The organism is Dehalobacter sp. DCA (genome assembly GCF_000305775.1).
GTDB classification, from domain to species: domain Bacteria; phylum Bacillota; class Desulfitobacteriia; order Desulfitobacteriales; family Syntrophobotulaceae; genus Dehalobacter; species Dehalobacter alkaniphilus.
Window position 1 is genome coordinate 428,410 of sequence record NC_018866.1, and the last position, 23,694, is coordinate 452,103.

Genomic DNA, 23,694 nt, shown 5'->3' on the forward strand with positions numbered 1-23,694 from the left:
GAGGGTTTGCGATTGCTCTGGAAATGGAAAGCCGTTGATCAAAATAGCAATATACGGAAGGGCTACTGGGCGGAGGAAGATCAAAGCAGAGTTGTTTCCGGGCTAAGGGAACAGCATTTATATCCCGTGGAGATCACCAGGGCATTATTCACTTCGGTGTGGATCAGATACAAGACGGGAAATAGAAAACTGTTTTGGGGGAGGACAGCACGTAAGCTGGGAACAATGCTCGAGGCAGGCATTCCTCTGCTTACGGTATTAGATGTCATTGCGGAAAGAGAAACAACCGGTTTAGATAAAAATCAATGGAAGCAGGTTAGCCGCTCTCTTCAGGCTGGCGTCGAACTGCATGTCAGTTTGCAGGGCATCATTCCCTCTCCGGGGCACCTGTTTGCCACGATGGTCAAAGCCGGCGAAAGAAGCGGGACTCTGCCGACTGCGTTGATCGATATCGCAGGTTATCTGGAGGACGCGTATTTTTTTGAGAAGAAATTCAAAAATGCTTTATTCTATCCGGTTCTGCTTCTTGTCGCATCTTTGTTTATCATCTATACCCTTAGCCTTATGATTCTGCCGATGTATGAAAACCTTTTCCGCGGGTTTGAGACGGAATTGCCGCTGGCAACAAAAATAATGTTTAATGTGGGTTGTTGTATCCCGTATTTGACAGCCGTTATCCCTGTTCTGGCCGTAACGGTGTGGCTGCTGAATAAAAAGGGACATTCCTTCATCATACCTGGAACCGGTAAGATCAACAGAACTAGGCAGCTCATTCAATTTTGTTCGGTCCTGGGAAGATTGCTGGACGCGGGGCTGTCTCTGCAGGAATCACTGCTCCTGGTGAAAAACCTTTTCAAGGATCATCTGATGCAGGAATTGACAACCCAATTAATTTTTGCTGTCAACGAAGGAAGAAGAATGTTCTCGGTCATCATGACGAGTAAGCTGTTTCCTCCTGAAGTTGCAAAAATGCTGGAGGTTGCGGAGGAATCCGGCAAACTCAGTGAAATGCTTGCGTATATGACTCGGATGTTCAAAAAAGAGCTGGAGGAGCGAATTGAGCAGTATACGAAGCTCTTAGAGCCTGCTCTAGTGTTTCTTATGGCGGGCCTGGTCGGTTTCGTAGCTATCGGAGTTCTCCTGCCGATCTTTGATATAAGCTCACAGATCCATTAAGCTTATATTCTTTTATACGATAAACAAATTGAACATGCCATTAAATCACAGGCGAAAATTAAAATAAACGTCAAAAAATACAGGGAGGAAGTCTTAAGTGGTTAAAAATGAGAAAGGATTTACCCTTCTGGAAGTTATGCTGGTGGTCGTTATTCTGGCCATCCTAGCCGCAATTGTCATCCCGCGTTTCGTTGGGAATGCAGAAACAGCTCGGGAGAAAGCCGACATCACAACAGGACGTGAAGTCAAAGCAGCGCTGGACAGGTATCAGGTCGACAATGGAATATATCTCAGGATTGATGAACTTTCTGCTGCAAACGGAACGATCACGGGTTCAGGACTTATCCCTGATTATATTGCCAGACTTGATTCAACGGTGACGCAGCAAAAGGCCGAGACAGGGAAAACGGGCTTTGGTATTGCAGAAATTACCGGAAATACCTTTCCTGACCCCGGAAATTTGATTATGGTATATCTAAGTTCGGATGGATCTCAGGCTGAAGTTAAAGTTTTTGACGAAAGTCTTGCCAGTACTTTATGGTCGTCTATTTAGAAGGCAGGCCGAGAAAAAATGCTTTTTTTAGAGATTGATGCCCAAGAAATAAGATTTTTTTATCGCTCGAAGCGTCTTGGAAACATGGGTTCCGAGATTGTCGTCTCCAGCTTTCCCCTGGAGACTTTTTCAGGGTCCGAAGGCAGTGACGCCGAAGAAAATCTTAAAATGGTTCTGGATGAATATCGTCAAAAAGACTGTCAGGGACGATTCGGGCAACGAAAATGTTCGAGAAAAGTCCCTGTTTATCTGTTGCTTCCTTTTAAGAACGGGCTGATCAGGGAATTTTGTATTCCTTGGGTTGTTCCGACGTATCGGGATAAAACAGTTCATTTCTGGCTTGAACAGGAAGTTCCGGTTCCAATCAGCGAACTTTGTTATGAATACGTGGTATTGGACGAGAAGAAGGATGAATATCTTCGGATCAGCGCCATTGGCGTAAGGAAAACTACGCTTGAGCTTTATGCCCGGTGTCTTCAGCAGACGGGATATGAACTTTGCGGTGCCGAATATACTGTTCAGGCATTTGGCGGGATCCTGGCACCTTTAAAAGAAAAAAGAATTCTTTGCCTGTTTAAACTTGATAATCAAAATATCCAGGCTGTCCAATATCGCAATGGCTTGCCGGAAGTGATAAGGGTGATCCCGGGCAGTGAACCGGAGACTCCAAAATATCAGATTTATACTGCGCTGAAAGACTGCACAATTCCTTTCAATATCGTTGTCACGGATGGAAGCGCTAAAGCCGCCCGGATCGCAGATATCCTGATTGATTCAGGAGAGGCTGAGGGTGTTCGGACGCTGGAATCCGTTTATCAGGAATTTGATTCCAGTGATTTTTCGGCAGATAGCCATTCTATGAATTTTCATGACCTGGCACTGCTGGCTGGCAGGCAAAGAGTGAAAGAAAAGAAAAACTGCAATTTTGGCTGCATTTTTTTGCGGCCGGCCAAAATAAAAACATGCCTGCTGGTCCTGATGATTTTTATTGGAATGGTCTTCGGGATAGGTTGTTATTGCTATCCGCTAATCAATCATATTTCTGAGCACCAGATAGAAATTACGGCACTGCAGGAACAGGTCGATGAACTAAACGCGGAACGGAAAAATCAGATCTGGTCGGAATGGGAACGGAACCGCAGCGATACATTTGGGGATTTAACAATGGTTCAGAAGTCCTTAGCCAGCCTTAACAGCAGTATACGTTTGAATCGTCTGAGCTATCGGCAGAATACGCTGTACCTATATGCGGACTGTTCCGATAATCTTAGTATCACAAGTTTAATCGGGGTTTTGACGGAAGAAGGCTGGAGGGAACCAGTCCTGACCGATTATGATTATCGGGATAAAACAATTTCGTTCTGCTTGCGTGTAGAAAGAAAAATTTGAAGTGAGGTAAAGATGTGTCTTTTAAATACCTTCAATTTTTAAAGCACTTTTTATCTGATAGAAACATCTCATCTCAGAGAGACTTCTTATCTGAGCCTGCTACAAGGTGGCGGTTTTTAGATAAGTTAAGTTTAAGCAGAATTGTGATCATGGGCGCGAGTATCATTCTATTGGCCGTCATCGCAGTCCAGGTCCTGGCAGTGCGACCGCTGACTCGGCAACTAGATACCGTCAGTGCAAAAGAAAACTTACTCCGGCAGGAATGCCAGGACATTCTAGCAGAAGGGGCCAAGAACAATCTGCTGATACCGGATCGCGCCGATCTTCCGCATATGCTGGAACAGATCAATCATTGCCTCAAATCCGAAAATGTTTCGGTTAAGGCAATGGATATCACCCAGCCGTCAATGAAAAGAGGGGATTTCTTTCAAGCCACGATCAAAGTAAACGGAGAAGGGGAACTGAAAAAAATACTCCGGGCGGTGAATATAATTCAGCTTCAGAAGGAGGTCCCTTTTTTGATTCAGGAACTGGATTATGTAAACGGAGAAGCGGAAGTTCGTCTGAGTATTCTTATTCGCTCCGAATAGAGAGGGCGACTTTGATCATTTCCTACCTAAATATTTATACTTATCCTATTCATTTTCATCTATTTTCTCGAGCGATTTCTTAATTGAAACCGCTGCAGACATTAACTCGTCAAGCTCTTCAGCGGACAGTAGATCCAGCTTTGATGAAAGTCCGGTTTCTACATGCGTATAGATCATGATTCGTTAATTTTATGCCATCAAAAATCTGTACATTGGTTATTTCTATTGACATAACTTCCCCTCCTAAATTCTCATTTTGGGACAAGCGCTTACTTCATATTTGTTCTCGCAAGTCCAATTCCTGACGATCCCTAACAAACCACCTGTTATTCATGTCAACTGTAAATTATTTTTTACCGTAAAGTAAACATTACTTCGAGAGGTGGTCCGCCAAGTATATGAAATAGAAGGAAATATCATCTTATCCCCGGAAACAATTACCGCCTTGACAGAGGCTGCACACGAACATAAGCTTCTGGTATTTGCCCATGCTGTATCGATGGCCACTTTCAAAACAGCCATTGACGCAGGTGTTGATATTATTACCCACATTCCGGTTGAAGCCCCGATTACGCAATCCCTGATCGAAGAAATGTTGGAAAAAGGGATCATTACGGTTCCTACTTCGGGCATGATGAAAAAAACGGTCACTTTTCTAAATCGTATACCTAATGTCAACTTGGATTCACAAAATATTGATATTACACTAAAAACCTTAATGAATGCGGGGATACCAGTCATTGCAGGTACGGATGCAAATCATGCGCCCTTTGCCCCTGCCAGTATCGACCACGGTATTGGTTTGCTTGATGAAATCGAAGCGTTTGTGGCTGCGGGCATGACTCCCGTGCAGGCGCTTCAAAGCGCAACCAGCCTTCCTGCCAAATTATTTGGCTTTAAAGACAGAGGCATGATTAAACCCGGTCACAGGGCGGATCTGCTTTTGGTTGATGGTGACCCCACTGCCGATATTCAAGCGATACGTAATGTTAAACGCGTTTGGGTCAATGGGATTGAGTCATTTATAAACGCATAAAGGAAATATAAATAAAAAATGAAGATTATCACAATAGAAGAACATGTAAATAATAGAGAAATAACCGCAGCGTCATTTGGCAATTTGTTGCAAATGGCCCCTTATGTCCCAGACTCCCACTCACCTGGATTGGCCTATTACACCACAGACACAGATGGGAATGTAGAAGAAAAGTGGCTGGCAAGCATGGATGCGGGAAAAATTGATATGCAGGTGCTTTCTTATACGGCAATGACGCAGTTAATCCCTGCGCCGGAAGCTATTTCGATAGCGAAGGCAGCCAACAATGAAATGGCAGAGAGGGTTAGAAAATATCCTGACCGCTTTGCAGCTTTTGCAACTTTACCGTGGGCAGACCCGAAGGCAGCAGCAGATGAACTGGAGCGTACTGTAAAAGAGCTTAATTTCAAAGGGGTTTTACTTAGCGGACGGCCGGCAGCAGACGGAACATTTCTTGATAACCCTAAATTTGAGCCTGTTCTTGAGATGGCGAACTTTTTAAAGGTGCCCATTTATATGCACCCGGGATTTCCTGCCAGAACCGTGCAGGAGGCGTATTATGCCGGATTGGATCCGGTTGTCAGTGCCAGGTTGTCAGCGTTTGGCTGGGGGTGGCACGCAGAAGTAGGCATCCACATTCTACGGATGATATTAGCGGGTGTTTTCGTGAAATATCCCAATTTACAGCTGATTGCAGGTCATTGGGGCGAGATGGTGCCGTTCTTCCTTGCTCGCCTTGATGAAGCGCTTTCCAAAGAGGCAACCCATCTCCCGAAAACAATATCTGAAACCTTTATAAACCATGTTTATGTTACGCCAAGCGGTATGTTTACGCTGCCGCACTTCCAATTTATCTTGCAGGTATTGGGCGCAGACAGGATCATATTCTCTGTAGATTATCCTTATATCGGCAACGAGCGCGCGCGGGCGTTTCTTGAAAATGCGCCAATCAGCGCATCCGATAAGGAAAAGATTGCCCATGGCAATGTTGAACGTCTGCTCAAGCTGTAAATTTCAACTTCATATTAAAGCAGTTGCCGAGAACATTTCCCCGGCAGCTGCTTTAATTTGTTTTTACCACCCTAACAACATGATTTAATTTAATCGGTTCATCTTTCGATATATCAAATTCATCAAGTAATTACCATTTTATCACAAATTAGGAGCTTGGTATTCAGTCTTATTTTTCATCATGGCATAAAGGAAACAGTTCAATCGGTATACTAAGTAAAGAGGAAAATCAATTCGTATAGAGCGGCAAGCGAATTATTTTATTAACCGAAGAATTTGTAGGCGCGTACAAATTCTTTAAATTAAAAAATTTTGCCGTATCGAAGATTCACATCGAAAGACTTGACAACAAGTCATGCGGGGAAAGGGAACAACAATGGATGACTGTTAATGATTTGCACATATCCTGTAACAGTAGCATGGTAGACGTAAAGAAAGTAAAGATGTAAAGAATAGAAAGGTGGTTCTGTCATGGAAATATCAAGAATTAGTTCAAAAGGACAAGTTACAATTACGAAGCCTATTTGAGACCTTCAATCATTTTCGAGACCTTCAATCATTTGATTTTGCCTGTCACGTCAGGTAATATATAGACGAGTATAGAAGGATATCAGAAGGAACTAAAAAATGAGTACATATATAAAAAGGCAAATACAAAACTTTTCTATATTTCTTTTGGTATTGACAGGATTTGCAAACTTATTGTCGGCGTTGCCTTTTAAGTTTACAAGGCAAGTAGAGCATATTTATGGCAATATTATTAATCCGAGTTATGTCATGGTTCATGGCGTATTATCCTTTATGCTCGGCTTATTGATGCTTCTTCTTGCTTACAGCTTATTCCAAAGGATTCGTAATGCCTGGATTATCGAAGTCATCTTTTTATCAGCAACATTAGCTTTACAAATTGTACGTTTTCATAAATTTAGTATTCCCATCGTGATCATTGAATTGTTCGTTCTGTTAGTACTCGTTCTTTCATATAAGGACTTTTGCCGATTGCCTAATAAAGTAACGTTAAAGTGGGCTTTTGTGTTTATTGGCATTTCTTTTGTTTTACTCTTTGCCAATGCCTCAATTGGTTTATACATGATGAGGGGTCATATCAACGACGTGCACTCAGTTTTTAGCGCTTTGGCAGGCTCCATCAAATTATTAATCTTTATGGATGCTTCCGTGCTAGAAATCAAAAGCAATTACGGCCGTATTTATGCGGATACTTTAATCATGATTAACTGGATCTGTATTTTTGCTTCGGCGCTGCTTCTGATGAAACCCCTTGTCTACAATTATATTCATGATAAACAGGATATGGAAAAGGTTCGCAGATTAGTGTTAAAATATGGACAAAACCCGATGTCCTATCTGTCCCTGGAAAAAGACAAACGCTACTTCTTCAGCAGCAGCGTTGACGGCATGTGCTCCTATACAACTATCGGGGGCGTTTTGGTCTGCTGTGGCGATATCATCTGTGACGAAAAGGATAGTTTTATTTTTCTTAATGAATTATTATTTTTTTGCAAACAGAATGGCCTTGACCTTTTACTGCTTAATGTTACCGATTATTTTCTTGATTTATATAAAGCCGCTCAGTTTGGCGTGCTGAAATACGGGGAAGATGCCTGCTTTAATCTTTCAGAATATACCCTTACAGGCGGAAAAGTGGCCAAAGTGAGGGCAGCGGTCAACTATGCGAATAAAGCGGGGATCACTGTCAAAGAGTATAAACCTGAAGTAGCACGGGATCTGGAAATAGAAAAGGAGATCCATCAAATTTCAGAAGAATGGTTACGGAATAAACGTACTCCGGAAATGTCCTTTATGCTTGGCGGGGTAGGGCTAGATAATCCGCTTGACCGGAGATATTTTTATGCAATCAATGCCCAGGAACAAATGCTTGGATTTGTGGTTTTCCTGCCTTATTTAAGTGGTTTAGGCTATCTGGCCGATGTAACAAGAAGAAGAAAAAATGCCCCTCAGGGAGTTATAGAGAAAATCATTTATGAAGCATTTATGGTCATGAAAGGTGAGGGTGTACAGTGGGGCAATATGGGACTTTCTCCTCTTTATAATGTGGCGTCAGGGGACAAAACCACACTGAATGAAAAGTTTTTTGCCTACATCTATGATAATTTGAATTATGCGTACGATTTTAAGGCTTTGCATCATGCCAAGGCTAAATATGCGCCCACACATTGGGAAAACCGATATCTTGCTTATTTTCCAAAGCCCTTCTCATTGCAATATGCTTATGCCATTGTAAAGTCTCAATGTCCGCAAAACATACCCAAACTCGTACTTTCCCAAATTACAATGGAGAAGAAGGACAAGAATAAGAAGTAAATAAAGCTGACAGAAACCCTTTGCATGAGGCGCATTGACAGCACTTTCTACATGTTGGAGCCTCTTTGGCCAAGAATCGCTGATATCGTGGATGTTTTACCATTCCTCAGGTAAGTGACCGAAATCTTATCGCCGACTTGATGTTTATAAATTTCATGAATCAAGTCGGAAGACCTTTGAACCGGGATATTGTCAATTTTGGTGATGATATCTCCTTTCTATTGTGTCTGGTTGATCGTTAAAGCTGTCAAAGACCTACTTGATAAAAAAGAACCTGACAACCTTGATCCCCATAATATGGAAATGTAGAAAGGGGTAGGGCCGTTGAAAAAGTATGCAATAAAGTCAGGAGATACATTTTTCCTTTTAGCCAGCCAAAACGGGTGCTGCTGGCAGGATATCAGCAAAGCAAACCCCGGCATTGATCCCTGCGCTTTGGTCATCGGACAGCTCATCAATATTCCGGATCGTCAGGCTTCCGGTTATGGTGCTTCCGGATCTGCCGGTTCAGCTTACGCCAACAATCCAGGCAATTCTTTTACCGGTGCCCAAAAACGGTATGATGATGTAATCCTTGAAGTAGAAGGTGTAAAAATCCGGGTTGCCAGAATCGGCGAACCGACAGTTCCGCATGAGGTGCATTTTATCCTGCCAAGGACTGAAATCCGGAAAGTGGAATGTCCCGGAAATGGAGTTATTGAAACCAGCATCATGCTGAGCAATATTAACATTGTCAATTCTCCGCGGATCGAAGGCGAAAAATCCGCACTTGGGGTTATTTATCCTCAGACCCAGAACAGTGAGAAGACGAACAGCGAAGCGCCAAAATAGATGTCCCTGACGCGGTTCATAACGATTTGAAAGAAATCACTAAAATGATTTTAATAATCTTCATTTTTTCGTTATAATGAGATATGCCTTATTTTAGATAGAAAAAGGCTATGTCATTATTTTGTTTTCTATAGAAAATAATAGATAAAGAAGGAGAGACCTATGAACCGTATTCATGTTTTCCATGGTGTCAATCTTCATCTTCTCGGGCAGAGAGAACCGGATATATACGGCAGAATAACCCTTGATGAAGTGAACGGCAGACTGATCGAGACGGGCCAAACACATGGCTTCACTGTCGAGTGCCGTCAGACGAACTATGAAGGAGAGCTTGTGGACTGGATTACAAAGTTAACGCCGGTTGATTTTTTAATCCTTAACCCCGGGGCCTGGACCCATACGAGCTATGCGCTTTACGATGCGATCAAAGGGGTCAGCGTACCCGCTCTCGAAGTGCATCTGTCGAATATTTACGCCCGGGAAAGTTTCCGTTCCCATTCGGTGATCGCCGGAGCTTGCGTCGGGCAAATCAGCGGACTCGGGACAGACAGTTATTTTCTGGCCTTAGCCTATGCGCTGGAATTTCAAAAGTACCGTCAGAAAGAAAGGAATAGCAACCATGAGGCTGGAAAAGATTCGCCGGAGACTGGCCGAGAATAAACTTGATGCGCTGATCGTGACCTCACCGCCCAATATTTTTTATTTGAGCGGTTTCACGGGAACCAGTGCAACCTTGCTGATCGAACCAGAACGTTCCATTCTGTTCACAGACTTCCGGTACATGGAACAGGCCGCAGCGGAAGCTCCGGGTTTTGAAATTGTCAAAGTGACCGGAGATCCCTATACAGTCATCGGGGAAATGCTTAAAGGGTTGATCGTGATAGGGATTGAGGAAGAGGCTTTGTCCCTGGGCGATTTCCAGAAACTGCAGAAAACTCTTGACGGGCGCAGATTCGAGAATGCCTCAGCACTCTTCAAGAAGCTTCGACAAATTAAGGATGAAACAGAAATTGCGCTGATTCGCCAAGCGATTGGAATCACGGACCATGCCTTTGCCCAGACGCTTAGCAAGATTTATCCGGGAATGACGGAAGAAGAGCTTTCTCTGGAACTAGAATTCTCGCAAAGAAAAATGGGGGCCAGCGGCCGTTCGTTTGACTATATTGTGGCCTCAGGGATACGCTCCTCGTTACCGCACGGTACAGCTTCCAGTAAAAAGATGCAAAAAGGGGAATTTTTAACGCTCGATATTGGAGCGGTCTACCAAAGGTATTGTTCCGATTTCACACGGACGCTGTTTTTGGGAAAGCCTGAGAGCAAGCACCTGGAAGTTTACGATATCGTGCTCGAGGCGCAGCTGGCCGGGCTTAAAGCTCTGAAGCCCGGCGTTAAGGCCAAAGATGTCGACGCGGCAGCCAGAGAAGTGATTACACGTGCCGGTTACGGTGAATATTTCGGTCACAGTCTGGGGCACTCCCTCGGGATCGAGATCCATGAGACGCCGTATTTAAATACCCGTGATGAAACGATACTTGAACCGGGGATGGTGCTTACGATTGAACCCGGAATTTATATCCCTGACTGGGGCGGCGTCAGAATTGAAGATGTCGCGTTAGTCACAAATTCTGGTTCGGAAGTATTGACACAGACGCCAAAGCAGTGCATTATTATTGATTAGTGGTATGACTTGTATCCGTTATTGATACATAAAAGAATCTACAATATTATAGGAGGATCAGCAAAATGATTTCTTCAAACGATTTTAAAACCGGAGTGACTATTGAACTGGATGGCGATATATTTCAGATAGTCGAATTCCAACACGTGAAACCTGGAAAAGGCGCTGCTTTTGTGCGTGCCAAAGTCAAAAATGTCAGAACGGGCGGCGTTGTCGAAAAGAAATTCAATGCTGGGGAGAAAGTTCCCAGAGCCCGTCTGGATCGCCGTGAGATGCAGTATTTGTATAAAGACGGTGATCAATTCGTTGTGATGGACAATGAAAGCTATGAGCAGATTATGCTGACCGAGGCTCAAATTGGCCAGGAAGTCAAGTGGCTCAAAGAAAATATGAACCTTGGCGTCTTGCTCTATAATAGTGAAGTCATTGGGGTAGACCTTCCCAATACAGTTGTGCTTAAAGTAACGGAATGTGAGCCCGGAGTCAAGGGTGATACGGCCACAGGCGGTACCAAAGCGGCGACTGTCGAGACTGGCGCTACGGTTCAGGTTCCATTCTTTGTGAATGAAGGCGATGTCCTGATTATCGACACCAGAAGCGGAGCGTATGTTTCCCGGGCTTAATAAGCTTGTCTGTCATAAAAAGAATAATTAGAATAAAAAGGGTTGTTGGGCAAGTAATTTCTTGAGCAACAACCCTTTATTATTTGTGAAACGTAAGAATCTATTTGAGGAATCTCTCATTTCCTCATTTCCGGATCGTAAAATTATCTTCCAGCAAAGCCCAGTTTTGAGGGAAGGGATAGGCTAAAGCCCAATAACTAATACCTCTTAAGCCATAAGCTTTGACGGTATCAAATTTGGCCTGGGCACTGCGGGCATCCTCAAACCACACTTCGTGACCGTTTCCCTGCGTATCCGTATACCGGTAGAAAGGGGACTGGGGAACCGTGTCGTACTGGATCTCAGCATGGTATCGAAGGGCCCTGGACATTGCTTCATCCATCCCAAAGGTTTCGGCAATTTGGCCGGAGACATGCGGCAAAAGCCAGTCTCTGGCATAAATTTGAAAGCCAAAAAAGATTTTTTCTCTTGGAATGACTGAAGCAGCATAGTCCAAAACCCGTTTAATCTGATTCAAGGGAGAAATTGCCTGCGGTGAAGCACCACGCCACCCCCATTCATAGGTCATGAGAACAACGAAATCTACAATTCGGCCATGGGCTGGATAATCGTGCGCCTCATATAGCAGTCCCCGTTGTTCAGCACTTAATTTTGGCGCTAAAGCCGTTGAGACGAAGAAACCCTCTGCATGAAGACGGGTTACGGCTGTTTGAAGCAAAGCGTTATAAGCTTCCCTGTCTTCGGGAAGCACGTTTTCAAAATCAATGTTAAGTCCCCGATAACCCTTTTCTTTCATGATATTGATGGCATTTGTCAATAACCGATTAATGGCTTCAGTATTGGTTAAAACGAGATGAGCAAGATTTTCTCCACGCGTAGTCGACGTAAAGTTGGTAATAGACATCATAGGGGTCACCTTTTTTGATATGGCAGCTTGAATGAGCGGAAGATCATCAATTGTCTGCAGGCTTCCATCCTCTCTAATCAAGTAGGCAAAAGGACTTAAATATGTAAGATGTTCAGCTTCCCGATTGACAGTAGCAACCGCGTCCTGACTGAAGCGATAGATATAGCCATTGACATCGATGGTTGGTCGAGGTTTACGCGGGATAATGAGTACAGTGCCCGGATAGATCAAATTGGCGTTCGTGATGTTATTGACTTTAATGAGGTTTTGTAAAGAGACTTGATATTTTTGAGCAATAAACCATAAAGTCTCCCCAGCAAGGACGCGATGCCGTCTGGCAGGAATGGTGATCAACTGACCAGGATAAATATTGGCAGGGTTCGTAATTTGATTGTTTCCGAGAATGACTTGTACGGTCGTTCCATAAGTCTGGGCAATTCTCCATAATGTTTCTCCCGATTTCACAGTATGGAGGACATCTTCAGTTGGTATAACTAATGCTAGTCCGGTCAGCAGTTGTACAGGTTCAACAAGTCCATTCACGCTTATGATTGATGCCGGCGAGATCCGATATGTAATTGCAATCTGATCCAAAGTTTGATTCGCTTTGACGACATGGATAAGCATAGAGCACCTCCCACTCCTTTTCATGTAGGATATGTAGAAAGGAGACTCAAGGTGATTTATCTTTGGCAAGGAGCCTTTCATATTTAATTTTCCTTAAAACGGCCATTGAGGTTGTTTTTTATTTTCTCCGAACAAACTGGTAATTCTAAAAACGTTTTTTAGGACATACCTTCTAATACAGAGGAGGTTAAAACATGAAGGTAAGCTTTGCTTCACCTTTAACGGAAGTTCCTAGGAATAAAAATGATGTACTCTTTAATCAGGAATCAGAGGGTGAAGGGATTATCCGTTGGTTTGGGGAACGGTTGGGCGGAATGATCCGCAAGGCGGCAGGGGCTTTACCCGACACGGAAAATATTGAAGAAATTCGTCTCAGAATCAACCAGCCTGTCCTCTTCAGAACAGGAACCAGGGAATATTTCTGTACTTCGGCGGGGCAAACCGGAACAAAGAATCTAGCATATATTGTCAAGCGTGAAGACCTGTTGGAAACGCTGGAAAAAATGACCTTCAGTTCTGTATATGCCGCTGAGGAGGAATTACGGCAGGGTTTTCTGACTTTGCCCGGTGGGCACCGCGTGGGATTAAGCGGAGAAACAGTCGTTGAACATGGCAAGATCAGGATTATGCGCCATATTTCCGCTTTGAATATTCGTTTAGCGAGACAGCCGGAAATGATCATTCCGGAATTGCTGGGCTTACTGATCAATCAGGAAAATACAGTCTGCCATACGTTACTTGTTTCACCTCCGAGAGCAGGGAAGACCACAATGCTGAGATTCTTAGTTAAAAATCTCAGCAACGGTGTACCTCAACTCAACCTGAAAGGTCATACTGTCGGCGTGGTTGATGAAAGAAGTGAGATTGCCGGAATGTGGCAAGGCATTCCTTCTTTTGATCTTGGCTGCCGCACAGATGTGCTGGACAGATGTCCCAAGGCCCAGGGGCTGATCATGTTGATCAGGTCTATGGCGCCTGAGGTGGTTGCTGTTGATGAACTGGGGGGGCGGGAAGATGCCGCGGCGCTTGGGGAGGCCGTTCGCTGCGGCGTAAAAATTCTGGCTACGGTCCATGCCGGTTCTCTGGACGAACTGCAAAAAAGGGCCCATCTCAGGGAATTGCTGAATAGAGAGACGTTTGAAAGGATTGTTGTGTTAAGCAGGGCAAACGGTCCGGGCACGGTGGAGACCGTTTATGACATGGCGAGCGGCGTTAATTTGTTCAATAAGCCTTCCATGGCATCGCGACATTAGGCCATCCGTGGCCGTCAAAAAGCCGCGCTCCGCATCGTGCTCCGCTCACAGCGGTATTGTACCCCACAGACTGATGATAAGTTTGCTTATGTTGGTCTTAAACCAAGAGGGTCTTTATATGAAGAATGTTTTGCTAGTTGATCGGTCCGCTTTATTAGGCCGTTGGAGGCGAAAAGTATGTTGGTTGCAGGGTATCTTGGGCTGATTATTGGATTTGGCTGTTTGGGGATTATCAGAGCAAATCAAATTAAGAAACGTCCGCAGGAAATCAGGGAAATGATCAATGCCTTGGCGCTGCTGGATACGGAGATATACTGGGGAGCAACACCGTTGCCGGATGCTTTCCAGGTACTAAAGGAAAGAACTGGTCCTCCCTGGCAGCTGTTTTTTGCCAGTCTTGAGGAATGGATCAGAGCCGGAGAAAATGCTTCTCAGGCCTGGAAAAAAAGTATTGAAACGCACCGCCGGAAAACCTGCCTGACAGATGACGATTGGCTGGTGATCAGCGGAATCAGTCAGGGATTGGGCAGGTCGGACCGGAATGAACAGCATAAACAACTCGAACTTGTTCAGCGGCATTTGGCAGGCGTAGACGAAAAGGCCAGGCAGCAGGCAGAAAGCAGGGCAAAGATGTGGTCTTACCTCGGTTTCCTGGGCGGAATTGCGGTTGTCATTATGATCATGTGAGGGGGTAGGGTTCGCGATGAGTATTGACCTCATTTTGAAGGTAGCAGGTATTGGTCTATTGGTGGGCATTTGTGCAATTATCCTGAATGAGGCCGGTAAGAAAGAGCAGGCCCAGATGGTTACCATTGCCGGGGTTGTGGTCGTGTTGTATCTGGTTATCCAGGGAATCTCCGATCTGTTTGTTCTGGTGAAAAGCGTATTTAATCTATACTAGGGGGCTCTGGCAATGGAAATAGCACAAGTGATTGGACTCGCCATCATTGTCACGGTTCTCGGAGCTGTTCTGAAACAAATTAAACCTGAGATTGCAATTCAGCTAAGCATTCTGGCAGGGGTAACCATATTTCTACTGATCATGGACAAAATCAGACTGGTGGTTGATCTGCTGCAGAAACTGGCTGATCAGGCAGATATCAGTTCCTACTACTTGTTCATTGTTCTTAAAATCGTGGGAGTAGCCTATTTGGCGGAATTGGGAGGCCAAATCTGCCGGGATGCCGGAGAGAATGCACTGGCCACAAAAGTTGAAATTGCAGCCAAAGTATTCGTGGTCATTTTGGCTATCCCGATCATTGCAGCGATCATGGAATCCGTGATGAAGCTGCTGGCGTGAGGAGCGATACGGATGACAAAAAAAGTCTTGGCTGCGCTGGGGCTTGCCATATGGATGACCCTGGTATTTGCTTTTCCAGTGGTGACCCTGGCGGCAGAAAGTCAGGAGACGAGTTACACAGGGACGGAGGCGGATAAACGATTTGCGGAAGCAGAGACTTCCGGGGAGATGGGTGTGTCCGGAAAAGTAGATTTGTCAGAGGAGATCGATTTATCTAAAGTCAGAGAATTTTTGAATCAACTGGACCGCGATGTTCAGGACGCTCTGCCTGATTTTTCTTTAACAGAGATCTTTGAAAGCATTAAAAACGGCGAGGTTAATTTTAGTCTGCAGGGCATCGGCAGCAGTATTGTCAAGGCTCTGCTAAAACAGGTAGTCACCAACGCGCCTTTGATTGCAAAGCTGCTGGTGCTCGCTGTGATCTGCGCAATCATCAATCAACTGCAGTCTGCTTTTACAGGCGAAGTAAGCAGGATAGCCCGAATGCTCGTATATCTTGTTCTGTTGGCGCTTGCGATGACATCTTTTCGTATTGCGCTGGATGTTGGCAATGCGTCCATTGACAATATGGTTTCTTTTATGCAGATCATCCTCCCGGCCATGTATACCGTCCTGCTGACCATGGGCAGTCTGACCAGCGCAGCCTTGTTTAAACCGATGGTCATCGGCAGTCTGATTTTTTTGGCTACGGTAATCAAAAACATTGTGTTGCCGCTTTTTTTCCTGAGCATTATCCTGAGGCTGTTCAATAACATTTCCGAACAGTTCAAGCTCAGTAAATTAGCCTCTCTGCTGGAGTTCGGAGGTAAACTCAGTATTGGTATCGTCATGACGGTTTTTATCGGCATTATGTCGGTACAAGGCGTAACAGGGGGCGTAGCCGACGGTGTCACGCTGAGGACGGTAAAATATGCAGCAGATTTGATCCCGGTTGCCGGCAAATTTTTCAAAGACGCTGTTGAGATCGTGGCAAGCTCAGGTCTCTTGCTTAAGAACGCGCTGGGGATCGTAGCAATGATTGCGATTATCGTCATTACCTTTCTGCCGGCGATTAAGATTATCGCGATGATGTTTACTTTTAAACTGGCTGCGGCGCTGGTCGAACCTCTGGGAGAAAAAGAACTTGCGGATAGTCTTCAGGACATGTCCAAAGGCTTATTATATATTTTTGTAACCGTTACATCCGTCGGCATCATGTTTTTTATGACGATTGTGATCATTGTCGGGACTGGAAATTTGGCGGTAATGCTTCGCTGATTTTGAGGTGTGGGAAAATGGAAGGATTAAAGACGCTGATCCGCAACCTGGCTTTCATTCTATTGCTGGCCTCCTTTCTCGAGATGCTTCTGCCGAATAAATCCATGCGGGGATTTGTGCAGATGGTCATGGGGCTGTTTGTGATTGCGGCAATCCTGAATCCGTTGGCAGATCTACTGAATTGGGACTTTGAAAATAGCGTGCCGGCCTGGGCCGGCAGTTCTTCCGGAGACTTGCCTGTTCTGGCACAGGAAAATAGTTCTGACGGAGAAGACAATTCTTCCACGGAAGCAAATGCTCTGGTGATCGAACAATACCGCAGGATTCTGGTTAGCCAGATTCAGGCCCTTGTATCCGGGGTGGAAGGGGTCAAAAGCTCGGATACGAATGTTGAACTGGAGGACGGTGGAGAGGGATTTGCCGACTATCCGCAAATCCAAAAAGTCGAGATCCATTTCAGTCAGCAAAGTGTCAGCATTGAGCCCGTTAAGCCGGTCATTATCGGAGGCGTCAACACCGACCAGGCCGAGAGTCAGGGAACGGCTGAGTCAGCGAAAGCAATGGAAATAAAAAAACAGGTTGCAGCACTCATGCAGCTGCCGGAAGAAATCGTGTTTGTGCAGGAAGAAAAATAGGAGGAAGGAAGTCAGTATGGGATTTTTCAAGCAGGTGATCACAGAAAAGATTACGTTGGCCGTGATCTTGCTGGTAATCGTTGCAGCCATTCTTATTTTTACCTCACAGGAGGATCAGTCCGCTGCATCAGTCCAACCCCCGGCTGAAACGGTAACAGCCGTTCCAGAAAATGAATCGGGTTTTACTGCACTGGAAAAACAACTTGAAGAAAAACTTGCAGCTAATCTGGAAAAAATCCAGGGCGTTGGCAAAACGAAGGTCCTGGTTACCCTGACCTCCGATGTAAAAAAACAGTATGCCAGAGATGAAAGCGTTACGAAAAAAACTTCAAAGGAAACGGATAAAGACGGCGGAACCAGAGAGACGGAAGAGGTAACTCAGAATAACAAGATCGTGGTCGTCGGCGAAAATGCTTTAATCATTACGGAAGAACGTCCGGAGGTCGCGGGAGTGCTGGTTATCGCGCAGGGAGCAAGTGATCCCAAAATAAAGGAACAAGTATTTGAAGCGGTCAGGACGCTGCTGAATATTCAGCCGGCCAAAATCAGTGTTGTTCCAATGGGGGGCATCTGAATTAACATGAAAATAAATACATCTTTGATCTGGATCATTGGGGTTCCGGCCATCGCGGTATGCTGCATTGTTTGGTTAAGCCAAGCATGTTTTGGGAAGCAAGATGAAGAAGGCATACCGGTCAATATCTCGGATTCAGTCTGTTTTTCAGCGGAAATTATTGAACTGACGGAAAATGAGGGAGAAAACTACTTTGTTAATTACAGGATCAAACGGGAACAGACCAGACAGGAAATACTTAACATGCTGGAGCCTCTGCTGGCGTCCGATATCACGGAGACACGCAGTCAGGCCCAGCAGCGATGGCTGGCCTTAAGTGACAAGATCAGCAGGGAAGACGAGATCGAGAATGCACTGAAGATGAAAGGTTTTAAAGATATTGTTTCGGAAGTCAACACGCAAAAGGCTACGGTTACAGTCCTGACAAATGAATTGAAGGTTCAGGATATGTTTATCATTCAAAACACGGCATCGGAAATTACCGGTTTTTCAGTTGATCAAATCGAAGTAGTAGTCGTCAAAGAAACGCCGGAAAAATTTGATGATCGGGTCTGATGGGAAATATAATATATTTTCATTATTCAGGAAGTAAATCTACGTTAAGCAGGCAGGGGGATTTGCGGCAACGGGGGATTCTGTTATAATAAGGCTAATAACAGGTTGAAGATGGAAAATGAGGTGTAATGATGGATAATAACAAAATAGATCATTCAATCGGTTCAGTTAAAATTGCTGATGAGGTCGTCGAAGTGATTGCAGGGATGGCTGCTTCGGAAGTCGAAGGAGTTGCTGAGTTAAGCGGAGGCTTTGCCCAGGATATTGCCAATATTTTAGGTCGAGGCAAAAATACATCCAAGGGGTCCAGGGGAATCAAAGTTGAAATTGACGAAAAAGAAGCTTCTGTCGATTTGTTTATTGCCGTCCAGTACGGGGTGTCAATTCCTGATGTAGCCCAGAAGGTACAGATCGTTGTGAAAGAAGCGATTGAAGGGATGACTGGATTAACCGTCATGGTCATCAACGTTCATATTCAAGGCATTGCGTTCAAAAACACGGCTGAGATCAAGGACGTCAAAGACAGCAAAGATAAAACGAATAAAGAAAAAGATTTGAAAGAAAAATAGAACAGTGCAGCAGGGTGGAGAGATGAGCAATTTCTGGAGAAGTATCGGGGATAAACTCAATATTTTTTTTCTATGGTGTCTTGATAATCATCCTGGTAAATTTTTTGGTTTTTTGATTGGCTTTTTTGTGGCTTTGATGTTTATTTTGCTGGGATTTTGGCAGACACTGCTTTTAGCTGCCTTATCCTGCGGGGGATATTACTTGGGAAAATGCTGGGATGATGGGGTTTGGCCTACCGGACTGAGCAAAGTAATACATAGAATACCTTTTTGGGGCAAACATAAAACGTAGAATGAAATTCCGGAGGCATATTCATGAGTAAAATAATGGGCCGAAGAAAGGCCCGCGAAACGGCACTGCAAATACTTTATCAAATTGATATAACGGGAGAAACGGACAAGCGGGAACAAGTCCTGCAGCATTGGATCCAGGAATTTGCCGTCTCTGATAAGACGGCAGATTTTATTAGGGAACTGGTTGAAGGAACCCTGCAGAACAAAACGGATATTGATGCCAAGCTTGCTTCGACTTCCCACGAATGGGCTCTGGACAGGATGGGCAATGTGGACCGTAATCTGATGCGGCTTGCTGCCTATGAAATGCTGTACAGCCCCGGCACGCCCCAGCGGGTCACTTTAAATGAAGCGATTGAGATTGCCAAAAGGTTCGGCGGGGATGATTCAGCAAAATTCATTAACGGTATTTTAGACAAGCTGATGGACGAGAGTGAAAAATGATGTTCTTAGGTCTTGATACAAGCGCATACACGACATCCGTTGCCGTGGTGGATCAAGAAAAGCATCTGGTCTGGGAAAAAAGACGCCTACTCGAAGTTCCTCAGGGAGAGAAAGGCTTGGCCCAGTCGGAAGCTCTTTTTAATCATATTAAAAATCTTCCGGAACTACTGGCTCTGGTTCCGCCAACGATATGGCCGGAAATTGCCGGCATTGGCGTCAGTACGGCGCCTCGTCCGGCAGAGCAATCCTATATGCCGGTCTTTCTGGCAGGAAGGTCGGTTGCTTCATCTCTGGCCAGCGCTTTAAATGTAAAGCTTGTAACGACGAGTCATCAGGAAGGACATCTGGCTGCAGGATTGGAATCCGCCGAAGGTTTTGCTTTGACGGATTTTTTGGCTGTCCACCTTTCGGGAGGAACAACGGAAGTATTGAAAGTCCGGAAGGATTCTCCGGGAAAACTAAGTTTGCAGATTCTTGGCGGAAGCAGAGATCTGCATGCCGGTCAATTTGTAGACAGGGTCGGCGTGCGTCTGGGACTATCTTTCCCGGCGGGAAAGGAGCTCGAAAAACTGGCTTTAAAATCAGCGCCTGGATCTGCTTCCCTGCTGCCTTCCTCGGTCAAAGGATATGAGATGAGTTTTTCGGGCGTCGAGTCGGCAGTTCAGCGTCTGATCGAAGAAGAAAAACGTCCGGCCGATCTGGCCCGGGCGGTGGAAGGCTGTATTGTCCGGACGATTTATAAGGTCTTGACCAAAGCTGTTGATGATACCGGACTCAGAGATATTCTGATTGTCGGCGGAGTAGCCTCAAATCAATATCTAAGGAATCAGCTTGAAAAGAAGCTGGAATCTCAGGCCAGATTATTTTGGGCAAAGCCGGGATGGAGTTCGGATAATTCGATTGGGGTCGCACTTCTGACGCGGGAAGCGGTGCTGTCGGACAATCATTAATTGTTTTATCTTCTACAAAGAGATTTAGGAAAAAAGAGATTTAGAAAAAATCTAAAAATATGATATATAATGAGTTTTTTCGAGCCCTAAGGACATTTTACAATTAAAAGACTTGATTTCGAGGCAAAAGTTCATTTATAATAAACAAGGTAAAGTATCAAATACGTGTCACTGTGCCAAACATAGATGTATATACTTGTATAGTTTAGAAAAGGGGACCATTCATCCGTTTGGTCGGTACAACGAATAATCCTGAGGGGGAGACAACGTGTATAAGGTAGTCAAAAGAAGGCAGTTGGCGGACATTATTACACTGCTGGAAGTAGAAGCTCCGGAAGTCGCCAAGAAAGCCCAACCCGGCGAATTTGTCATTGTTCGACAAAATGAGGAATCTGAAAGGATCCCTTTGACCATCATGGACTTTAATCGGGATAAAGGGACAATCACCATCGTCATCCAGGAAGTAGGCTATTCATCCAATCTGATTACCCGGATGCAGGAAGGGGATTCTTTTGTTACATTTGTAGGTCCGCTCGGACAAGCCACCGAAATCGAGAATTACGGTACGGTTCTGTGCATTGGCGGCGGCGTGGGCGTCGCGCCGGTTCATCCGATTGCGCGCGGCCTGAAAGAAGCAGGCAACAAGGTCATCTCCATTCTCGGAGCAAGAACCAAAGACCTGCTGATCCTCGAAGACGAAATGCGGGCTGTAAGTGATGAAGTCATCATTACAACCGATGACGGGACTTATGGTATGAAAGGTTTTGTCACGCACGGCATTCAGTCCGTTTTGGACCAGGGCATCAAAGTTGATGCGATCTGGGCGATTGGTCCGGTCGTTATGATGAAATCCGTAGCGAATTTCACCAGACCTCTTGGCATCAAGACCATCGTCAGTATGAATCCTGTCATGGTCGACGGAACAGGAATGTGCGGTGCCTGCAGACTCGATGTCGGCGGCGAAACCAAATTTGCCTGTGTTGACGGGCCGGAATTTGACGGCCACAAGGTAGATTTTGACCTGGCCATGAAACGTTCGGCCTTCTTTAAAAACGAAGAAGCTGTCGCTTACGGTAAAGTCAAGTGCCAGTGTGCAAAGGAGGGCAAATAATCATGGCATCAAAAGCACCACGACATGATATGCCCTGTCAGGACCCAATTGTCCGAGGGAAAAATTTTAGCGAAGTTGCGCTGGGATACACGGTAGAGACTGCTGCAGAAGAGGCCGAACGCTGTATTCAGTGCAAAAAGCCAAAATGTGTGGAAGGCTGCCCGGTAGGGGTAGATATTCCGCAGTTTATCAATAAAATAGCCGAGGGTGAACACCTCGAAGCCGCGTCCATCTTAAAAGGTAAAAATACTCTGCCGGCAATTTGCGGACGTGTCTGCCCGCAGGAATCCCAGTGTGAAGCCCAGTGTATCCTTGGCGTAAAGGGCGAACCGGTTGCAATCGGCCGTTTGGAGCGCTTTGCAGCGGATTATGAAATGGCCAACGGCACAAGCAAATTAGAAAAAGCAACGCCGTCAGGCAAAAAAGTAGCCGTCATTGGTGCTGGTCCTGCCGGACTGACCTGTGCAGCTGAGCTTGCCCGCAAAGGCCATGCCGTAACCGTTCTGGAAGCCTTGCATGTGGCCGGCGGCGTACTGATGTACGGAATTCCTGAATTCCGTCTGCCGAAAGCCATTGTTCAGAAAGAAATCAACAGCTTAAAAGATATGGGCGTCGAAATCCTGGTTAACGAGGTTGTCGGCAAAGTCACTTCTGTTCAGGAGTTGCTGGCAAACGGCTATGATGCCGTATTTATCGGCACCGGCGCTGGGCTGCCATACTTTATGAAGATTCCAGGTGAAAATTACAACGGCGTATATTCCGCCAATGAGTTTCTGACCCGGTCGAACCTGATGAAAGCCTATGATTTCCCGAATCATGCGACCCCGATCAAAGTAGGGGAGCAGGTCGCGGTACTTGGCGGCGGCAACGTGGCCATGGACGCAGCCAGAACAGCACTTCGTCTCGGCGCCAAAGACGTATACATCGTTTATCGCCGTTCCATGACCGAACTGCCGGCGCGTGTTGAGGAAGTGCATCATGCTGAAGAAGAAGGAATTCAATTTAAGATCTTGACCAATCCGATTGCGATCAATGGTGACGAAAACGGTAATGTCAAGAGCATGACCTGTCTGAAATATGAGCTGGGTGAGCCGGATGCATCCGGACGCCGCCGTCCGGTAGCGATTGAAGGTTCCGAGTTTGACCTGCCGGTGCAGACCGTCGTAGTCTCGATCGGCCAGGGACCGAATCCGCTCGTGACCACCACGACAGCAGGTTTGGAACTGAACAAGTGGGGGAACATCGTTGCCGATGAGACGACCATGGCGACCTCGATTCCGGGTGTGTATGCCGGCGGAGACATCGTGACCGGCGCAGCCACTGTCATTCTCGCAATGGGCGCTGGAAAAACGGCTGCAGCTTCGATCGACGCGTATTTAATGACAAACTAGTTGACCCGTTAAAGTTGTTCCTTGTATTGGTTATGGGGCTGTAACACAACTTAGCCCTAAATAAAAGACGTCAATGTTAATGTGCACCCCAAATGTTGGACAAAAAAACGAACATTTGGAGGTGCATTTTTCTTGGGCAGTTGCAGCCTCGCACAAAATACACCGTTCACTCGTTATCGCAGCTATAAACGGGAAGCCACGCTAACATTCCAAAACCTCTGGGCTTACATCTTCCATAAAGAAGCCAGTAAGAAATGAAAAGAGGATATAACGAAAACCCAGAATTTCACCTATGACCATGAAAACGATGAATATATTGCTTAGCACCATCCAAAAAATTGTAAAAAATTTAAAAACTATCACGTAAAGTACTTGTATACCCATGTGATTTGTGATATATTGTACATGTCGGACGGTGGTATGACCACCTGACAAGTTACAATAGGATGAACGGGAATTTTATTCAATTCGGTGTCCAAAAAATTATTATAAAAAATGGCCGGTACGTGTTCAGCCGGTCATTTTTCATTAATGTTTGACTTATGCCTGATTAGAGAGTATATTTTTTATAGGCCTCGAAAGACTTTTGAAACATTA

27 protein-coding genes are annotated in these 23,694 nt (G+C 45.2%); 25 read left to right on the plus strand and 2 right to left on the minus strand.

Annotation, left to right across the window (positions count from 1 at the left end):
* Positions 1-12: 12 nt before the first annotated feature.
* The 7 genes from DHBDCA_RS02105 to DHBDCA_RS02135 all read left to right on the plus strand — a co-directional run bounded on the left by DHBDCA_RS02105 (position 13) and on the right by DHBDCA_RS02135 (position 8,098).
* Positions 13-1,176 carry a type II secretion system F family protein gene (locus DHBDCA_RS02105; RefSeq protein WP_021315742.1) on the plus strand — a complete coding sequence of 388 codons (1,164 nt, stop codon included), beginning with the start codon at positions 13-15 and terminating at the stop codon, positions 1,174-1,176.
* A 97-nt stretch (positions 1,177-1,273) separates the two neighbouring features.
* Positions 1,274-1,729 carry a type II secretion system protein gene (locus tag DHBDCA_RS02110; RefSeq protein WP_015042498.1) on the plus strand — a complete coding sequence of 152 codons (456 nt, stop codon included), beginning with the start codon at positions 1,274-1,276 and terminating at the stop codon, positions 1,727-1,729.
* Positions 1,730-1,747: 18 nt separating this feature from the next.
* Positions 1,748-3,118: a hypothetical protein gene (locus DHBDCA_RS02115; protein WP_015042499.1), complete on the plus strand. Its 1,371-nt coding sequence runs from the start codon at positions 1,748-1,750 to the stop codon at positions 3,116-3,118.
* A gap of 149 nt (positions 3,119-3,267) precedes the next feature.
* Positions 3,268-3,708 carry a hypothetical protein gene (locus tag DHBDCA_RS02120; protein ID WP_015042500.1) on the plus strand — a complete coding sequence of 147 codons (441 nt, stop codon included), beginning with the start codon at positions 3,268-3,270 and terminating at the stop codon, positions 3,706-3,708.
* A gap of 382 nt (positions 3,709-4,090) precedes the next feature.
* On the plus strand, positions 4,091-4,744 hold the full coding sequence (locus DHBDCA_RS02125; RefSeq protein WP_015042502.1) for an amidohydrolase family protein: 654 nt from the start codon (positions 4,091-4,093) through the stop codon (positions 4,742-4,744).
* Between the two features lie 18 nt (positions 4,745-4,762).
* Entirely contained in the window at positions 4,763-5,755 is a 993-nt protein-coding gene (locus tag DHBDCA_RS02130; RefSeq protein WP_021315743.1) for an amidohydrolase family protein, read from the plus strand.
* Between the two features lie 627 nt (positions 5,756-6,382).
* Positions 6,383-8,098, plus strand: coding sequence for a bifunctional lysylphosphatidylglycerol flippase/synthetase MprF (locus tag DHBDCA_RS02135; protein ID WP_242824947.1), 1,716 nt, complete (start codon positions 6,383-6,385; stop codon positions 8,096-8,098).
* A gap of 47 nt (positions 8,099-8,145) precedes the next feature.
* Here DHBDCA_RS02135 and DHBDCA_RS14805 read toward each other — a convergent pair whose 3' ends face one another.
* Entirely contained in the window at positions 8,146-8,307 is a 162-nt protein-coding gene (locus tag DHBDCA_RS14805; protein WP_081580497.1) for a PDZ domain-containing protein, read from the minus strand.
* A gap of 115 nt (positions 8,308-8,422) precedes the next feature.
* On the opposite strand from DHBDCA_RS14805, the gene DHBDCA_RS02140 reads away from it, so the two are divergent.
* The 4 genes from DHBDCA_RS02140 (at position 8,423) to efp (ending at position 11,230) form a co-directional block, all read left to right on the plus strand.
* Complete coding sequence (locus tag DHBDCA_RS02140; RefSeq protein ID WP_015042506.1) at positions 8,423-8,929, plus strand: LysM peptidoglycan-binding domain-containing protein; 507 nt, start codon at positions 8,423-8,425, stop codon at positions 8,927-8,929.
* 162 nt (positions 8,930-9,091) lie between these two features.
* On the plus strand, positions 9,092-9,589 hold the full coding sequence (locus tag DHBDCA_RS02145) for a type II 3-dehydroquinate dehydratase (RefSeq protein ID WP_015042507.1): 498 nt from the start codon (positions 9,092-9,094) through the stop codon (positions 9,587-9,589).
* Positions 9,549-10,607, plus strand: a complete 1,059-nt coding sequence (locus DHBDCA_RS02150; RefSeq protein WP_015042508.1) for a M24 family metallopeptidase — start codon at positions 9,549-9,551, stop codon at positions 10,605-10,607. Before DHBDCA_RS02145 ends, DHBDCA_RS02150 begins: the two co-directional genes overlap by 41 nt.
* A 65-nt stretch (positions 10,608-10,672) precedes the next feature.
* Complete coding sequence (gene efp / locus DHBDCA_RS02155) at positions 10,673-11,230, plus strand: elongation factor P (RefSeq protein WP_015042509.1); 558 nt, start codon at positions 10,673-10,675, stop codon at positions 11,228-11,230.
* Positions 11,231-11,354: 124 nt separating this feature from the next.
* Here the strand turns inward: efp and DHBDCA_RS02160 are convergent, their stop codons facing one another.
* On the minus strand, positions 11,355-12,764 hold the full coding sequence (locus DHBDCA_RS02160; RefSeq protein WP_015042510.1) for a LysM peptidoglycan-binding domain-containing protein: 1,410 nt from the start codon (positions 12,762-12,764) through the stop codon (positions 11,355-11,357).
* 194 nt (positions 12,765-12,958) lie between these two features.
* Here DHBDCA_RS02160 and spoIIIAA point away from each other — a divergent pair, with 194 nt between their 5' ends.
* The 14 genes from spoIIIAA (at position 12,959) to gltA (ending at position 23,097) form a co-directional block, all read left to right on the plus strand.
* Complete coding sequence (spoIIIAA, locus tag DHBDCA_RS02165; protein ID WP_015042511.1) at positions 12,959-14,017, plus strand: stage III sporulation protein AA; 1,059 nt, start codon at positions 12,959-12,961, stop codon at positions 14,015-14,017.
* A 177-nt stretch (positions 14,018-14,194) separates the two neighbouring features.
* Positions 14,195-14,704 carry a stage III sporulation protein AB gene (locus DHBDCA_RS02170; RefSeq protein WP_015042512.1) on the plus strand — a complete coding sequence of 170 codons (510 nt, stop codon included), beginning with the start codon at positions 14,195-14,197 and terminating at the stop codon, positions 14,702-14,704.
* A 16-nt stretch (positions 14,705-14,720) separates the two neighbouring features.
* The gene (gene spoIIIAC, locus DHBDCA_RS02175; protein ID WP_015042513.1) at positions 14,721-14,918 is read left to right on the plus strand and encodes a stage III sporulation protein AC; all 198 of its coding nucleotides are present in this window, start codon (positions 14,721-14,723) and stop codon (positions 14,916-14,918) included.
* A gap of 12 nt (positions 14,919-14,930) precedes the next feature.
* Complete coding sequence (spoIIIAD, locus tag DHBDCA_RS02180) at positions 14,931-15,317, plus strand: stage III sporulation protein AD (protein ID WP_015042514.1); 387 nt, start codon at positions 14,931-14,933, stop codon at positions 15,315-15,317.
* A 12-nt stretch (positions 15,318-15,329) separates the two neighbouring features.
* On the plus strand, positions 15,330-16,574 hold the full coding sequence (gene spoIIIAE / locus DHBDCA_RS02185) for a stage III sporulation protein AE (RefSeq protein WP_015042515.1): 1,245 nt from the start codon (positions 15,330-15,332) through the stop codon (positions 16,572-16,574).
* Positions 16,575-16,591: 17 nt separating this feature from the next.
* A complete protein-coding gene (gene spoIIIAF, locus DHBDCA_RS02190) occupies positions 16,592-17,209 on the plus strand; it encodes a stage III sporulation protein AF (protein WP_015042516.1) in 618 nt (205 codons plus the stop codon).
* Between the two features lie 16 nt (positions 17,210-17,225).
* On the plus strand, positions 17,226-17,783 hold the full coding sequence (locus DHBDCA_RS02195; RefSeq protein ID WP_015042517.1) for a stage III sporulation protein AG: 558 nt from the start codon (positions 17,226-17,228) through the stop codon (positions 17,781-17,783).
* A gap of 6 nt (positions 17,784-17,789) precedes the next feature.
* Positions 17,790-18,338, plus strand: coding sequence for a SpoIIIAH-like family protein (locus DHBDCA_RS02200; protein WP_015042518.1), 549 nt, complete (start codon positions 17,790-17,792; stop codon positions 18,336-18,338).
* A 131-nt stretch (positions 18,339-18,469) separates the two neighbouring features.
* Positions 18,470-18,907, plus strand: coding sequence for an Asp23/Gls24 family envelope stress response protein (locus tag DHBDCA_RS02205; protein WP_034378932.1), 438 nt, complete (start codon positions 18,470-18,472; stop codon positions 18,905-18,907).
* Positions 18,908-18,929: 22 nt separating this feature from the next.
* Positions 18,930-19,199: a DUF2273 domain-containing protein gene (locus tag DHBDCA_RS02210; protein ID WP_015045111.1), complete on the plus strand. Its 270-nt coding sequence runs from the start codon at positions 18,930-18,932 to the stop codon at positions 19,197-19,199.
* A 23-nt stretch (positions 19,200-19,222) separates the two neighbouring features.
* A complete protein-coding gene (nusB, locus tag DHBDCA_RS02215) occupies positions 19,223-19,645 on the plus strand; it encodes a transcription antitermination factor NusB (protein ID WP_015042521.1) in 423 nt (140 codons plus the stop codon).
* Positions 19,642-20,595, plus strand: a complete 954-nt coding sequence (locus tag DHBDCA_RS02220; RefSeq protein ID WP_015042522.1) for a Kae1-like domain-containing protein — start codon at positions 19,642-19,644, stop codon at positions 20,593-20,595. Before nusB ends, DHBDCA_RS02220 begins: the two co-directional genes overlap by 4 nt.
* A gap of 268 nt (positions 20,596-20,863) precedes the next feature.
* On the plus strand, positions 20,864-21,706 hold the full coding sequence (locus tag DHBDCA_RS02225; RefSeq protein ID WP_015042523.1) for a sulfide/dihydroorotate dehydrogenase-like FAD/NAD-binding protein: 843 nt from the start codon (positions 20,864-20,866) through the stop codon (positions 21,704-21,706).
* Between the two features lie 2 nt (positions 21,707-21,708).
* Positions 21,709-23,097, plus strand: a complete 1,389-nt coding sequence (gene gltA, locus DHBDCA_RS02230; RefSeq protein ID WP_015042524.1) for an NADPH-dependent glutamate synthase — start codon at positions 21,709-21,711, stop codon at positions 23,095-23,097.
* Positions 23,098-23,694 lie beyond the last annotated feature (597 nt).

Excerpts from the sequence above, each read along its gene's own strand:
- DHBDCA_RS02115 (WP_015042499.1), top strand. The coding sequence starts at position 1,748 with ATGCTTTTTTTAGAGATTGATGCCCAAGAAATAAGATTTTTTTATCGC.
- DHBDCA_RS02135 (WP_242824947.1), top strand. The coding sequence starts at position 6,383 with ATGAGTACATATATAAAAAGGCAAATACAAAACTTTTCTATATTTCTT.
- efp (WP_015042509.1), top strand. The coding sequence starts at position 10,673 with ATGATTTCTTCAAACGATTTTAAAACCGGAGTGACTATTGAACTGGAT.
- DHBDCA_RS02200 (WP_015042518.1), top strand. The coding sequence starts at position 17,790 with ATGAAAATAAATACATCTTTGATCTGGATCATTGGGGTTCCGGCCATC.
- DHBDCA_RS02160 (WP_015042510.1), bottom strand. The coding sequence starts at position 12,764 with ATGCTTATCCATGTCGTCAAAGCGAATCAAACTTTGGATCAGATTGCA.
- DHBDCA_RS02205 (WP_034378932.1), top strand. The coding sequence starts at position 18,470 with ATGGATAATAACAAAATAGATCATTCAATCGGTTCAGTTAAAATTGCT.
- DHBDCA_RS02195 (WP_015042517.1), top strand. The coding sequence starts at position 17,226 with ATGGGATTTTTCAAGCAGGTGATCACAGAAAAGATTACGTTGGCCGTG.
- DHBDCA_RS02150 (WP_015042508.1), top strand. The coding sequence starts at position 9,549 with ATGAGGCTGGAAAAGATTCGCCGGAGACTGGCCGAGAATAAACTTGAT.
- spoIIIAE (WP_015042515.1), top strand. The coding sequence starts at position 15,330 with ATGACAAAAAAAGTCTTGGCTGCGCTGGGGCTTGCCATATGGATGACC.
- spoIIIAA (WP_015042511.1), top strand. The coding sequence starts at position 12,959 with ATGAAGGTAAGCTTTGCTTCACCTTTAACGGAAGTTCCTAGGAATAAA.
- spoIIIAF (WP_015042516.1), top strand. The coding sequence starts at position 16,592 with ATGGAAGGATTAAAGACGCTGATCCGCAACCTGGCTTTCATTCTATTG.
- DHBDCA_RS02130 (WP_021315743.1), top strand. The coding sequence starts at position 4,763 with ATGAAGATTATCACAATAGAAGAACATGTAAATAATAGAGAAATAACC.
- DHBDCA_RS02120 (WP_015042500.1), top strand. The coding sequence starts at position 3,268 with ATGGGCGCGAGTATCATTCTATTGGCCGTCATCGCAGTCCAGGTCCTG.
- DHBDCA_RS02210 (WP_015045111.1), top strand. The coding sequence starts at position 18,930 with ATGAGCAATTTCTGGAGAAGTATCGGGGATAAACTCAATATTTTTTTT.
- gltA (WP_015042524.1), top strand. The coding sequence starts at position 21,709 with ATGGCATCAAAAGCACCACGACATGATATGCCCTGTCAGGACCCAATT.
- spoIIIAD (WP_015042514.1), top strand. The coding sequence starts at position 14,931 with ATGGAAATAGCACAAGTGATTGGACTCGCCATCATTGTCACGGTTCTC.
- DHBDCA_RS02145 (WP_015042507.1), top strand. The coding sequence starts at position 9,092 with ATGAACCGTATTCATGTTTTCCATGGTGTCAATCTTCATCTTCTCGGG.
- spoIIIAC (WP_015042513.1), top strand. The coding sequence starts at position 14,721 with ATGAGTATTGACCTCATTTTGAAGGTAGCAGGTATTGGTCTATTGGTG.
- nusB (WP_015042521.1), top strand. The coding sequence starts at position 19,223 with ATGAGTAAAATAATGGGCCGAAGAAAGGCCCGCGAAACGGCACTGCAA.
- DHBDCA_RS02170 (WP_015042512.1), top strand. The coding sequence starts at position 14,195 with ATGTTGGTTGCAGGGTATCTTGGGCTGATTATTGGATTTGGCTGTTTG.
- DHBDCA_RS02220 (WP_015042522.1), top strand. The coding sequence starts at position 19,642 with ATGATGTTCTTAGGTCTTGATACAAGCGCATACACGACATCCGTTGCC.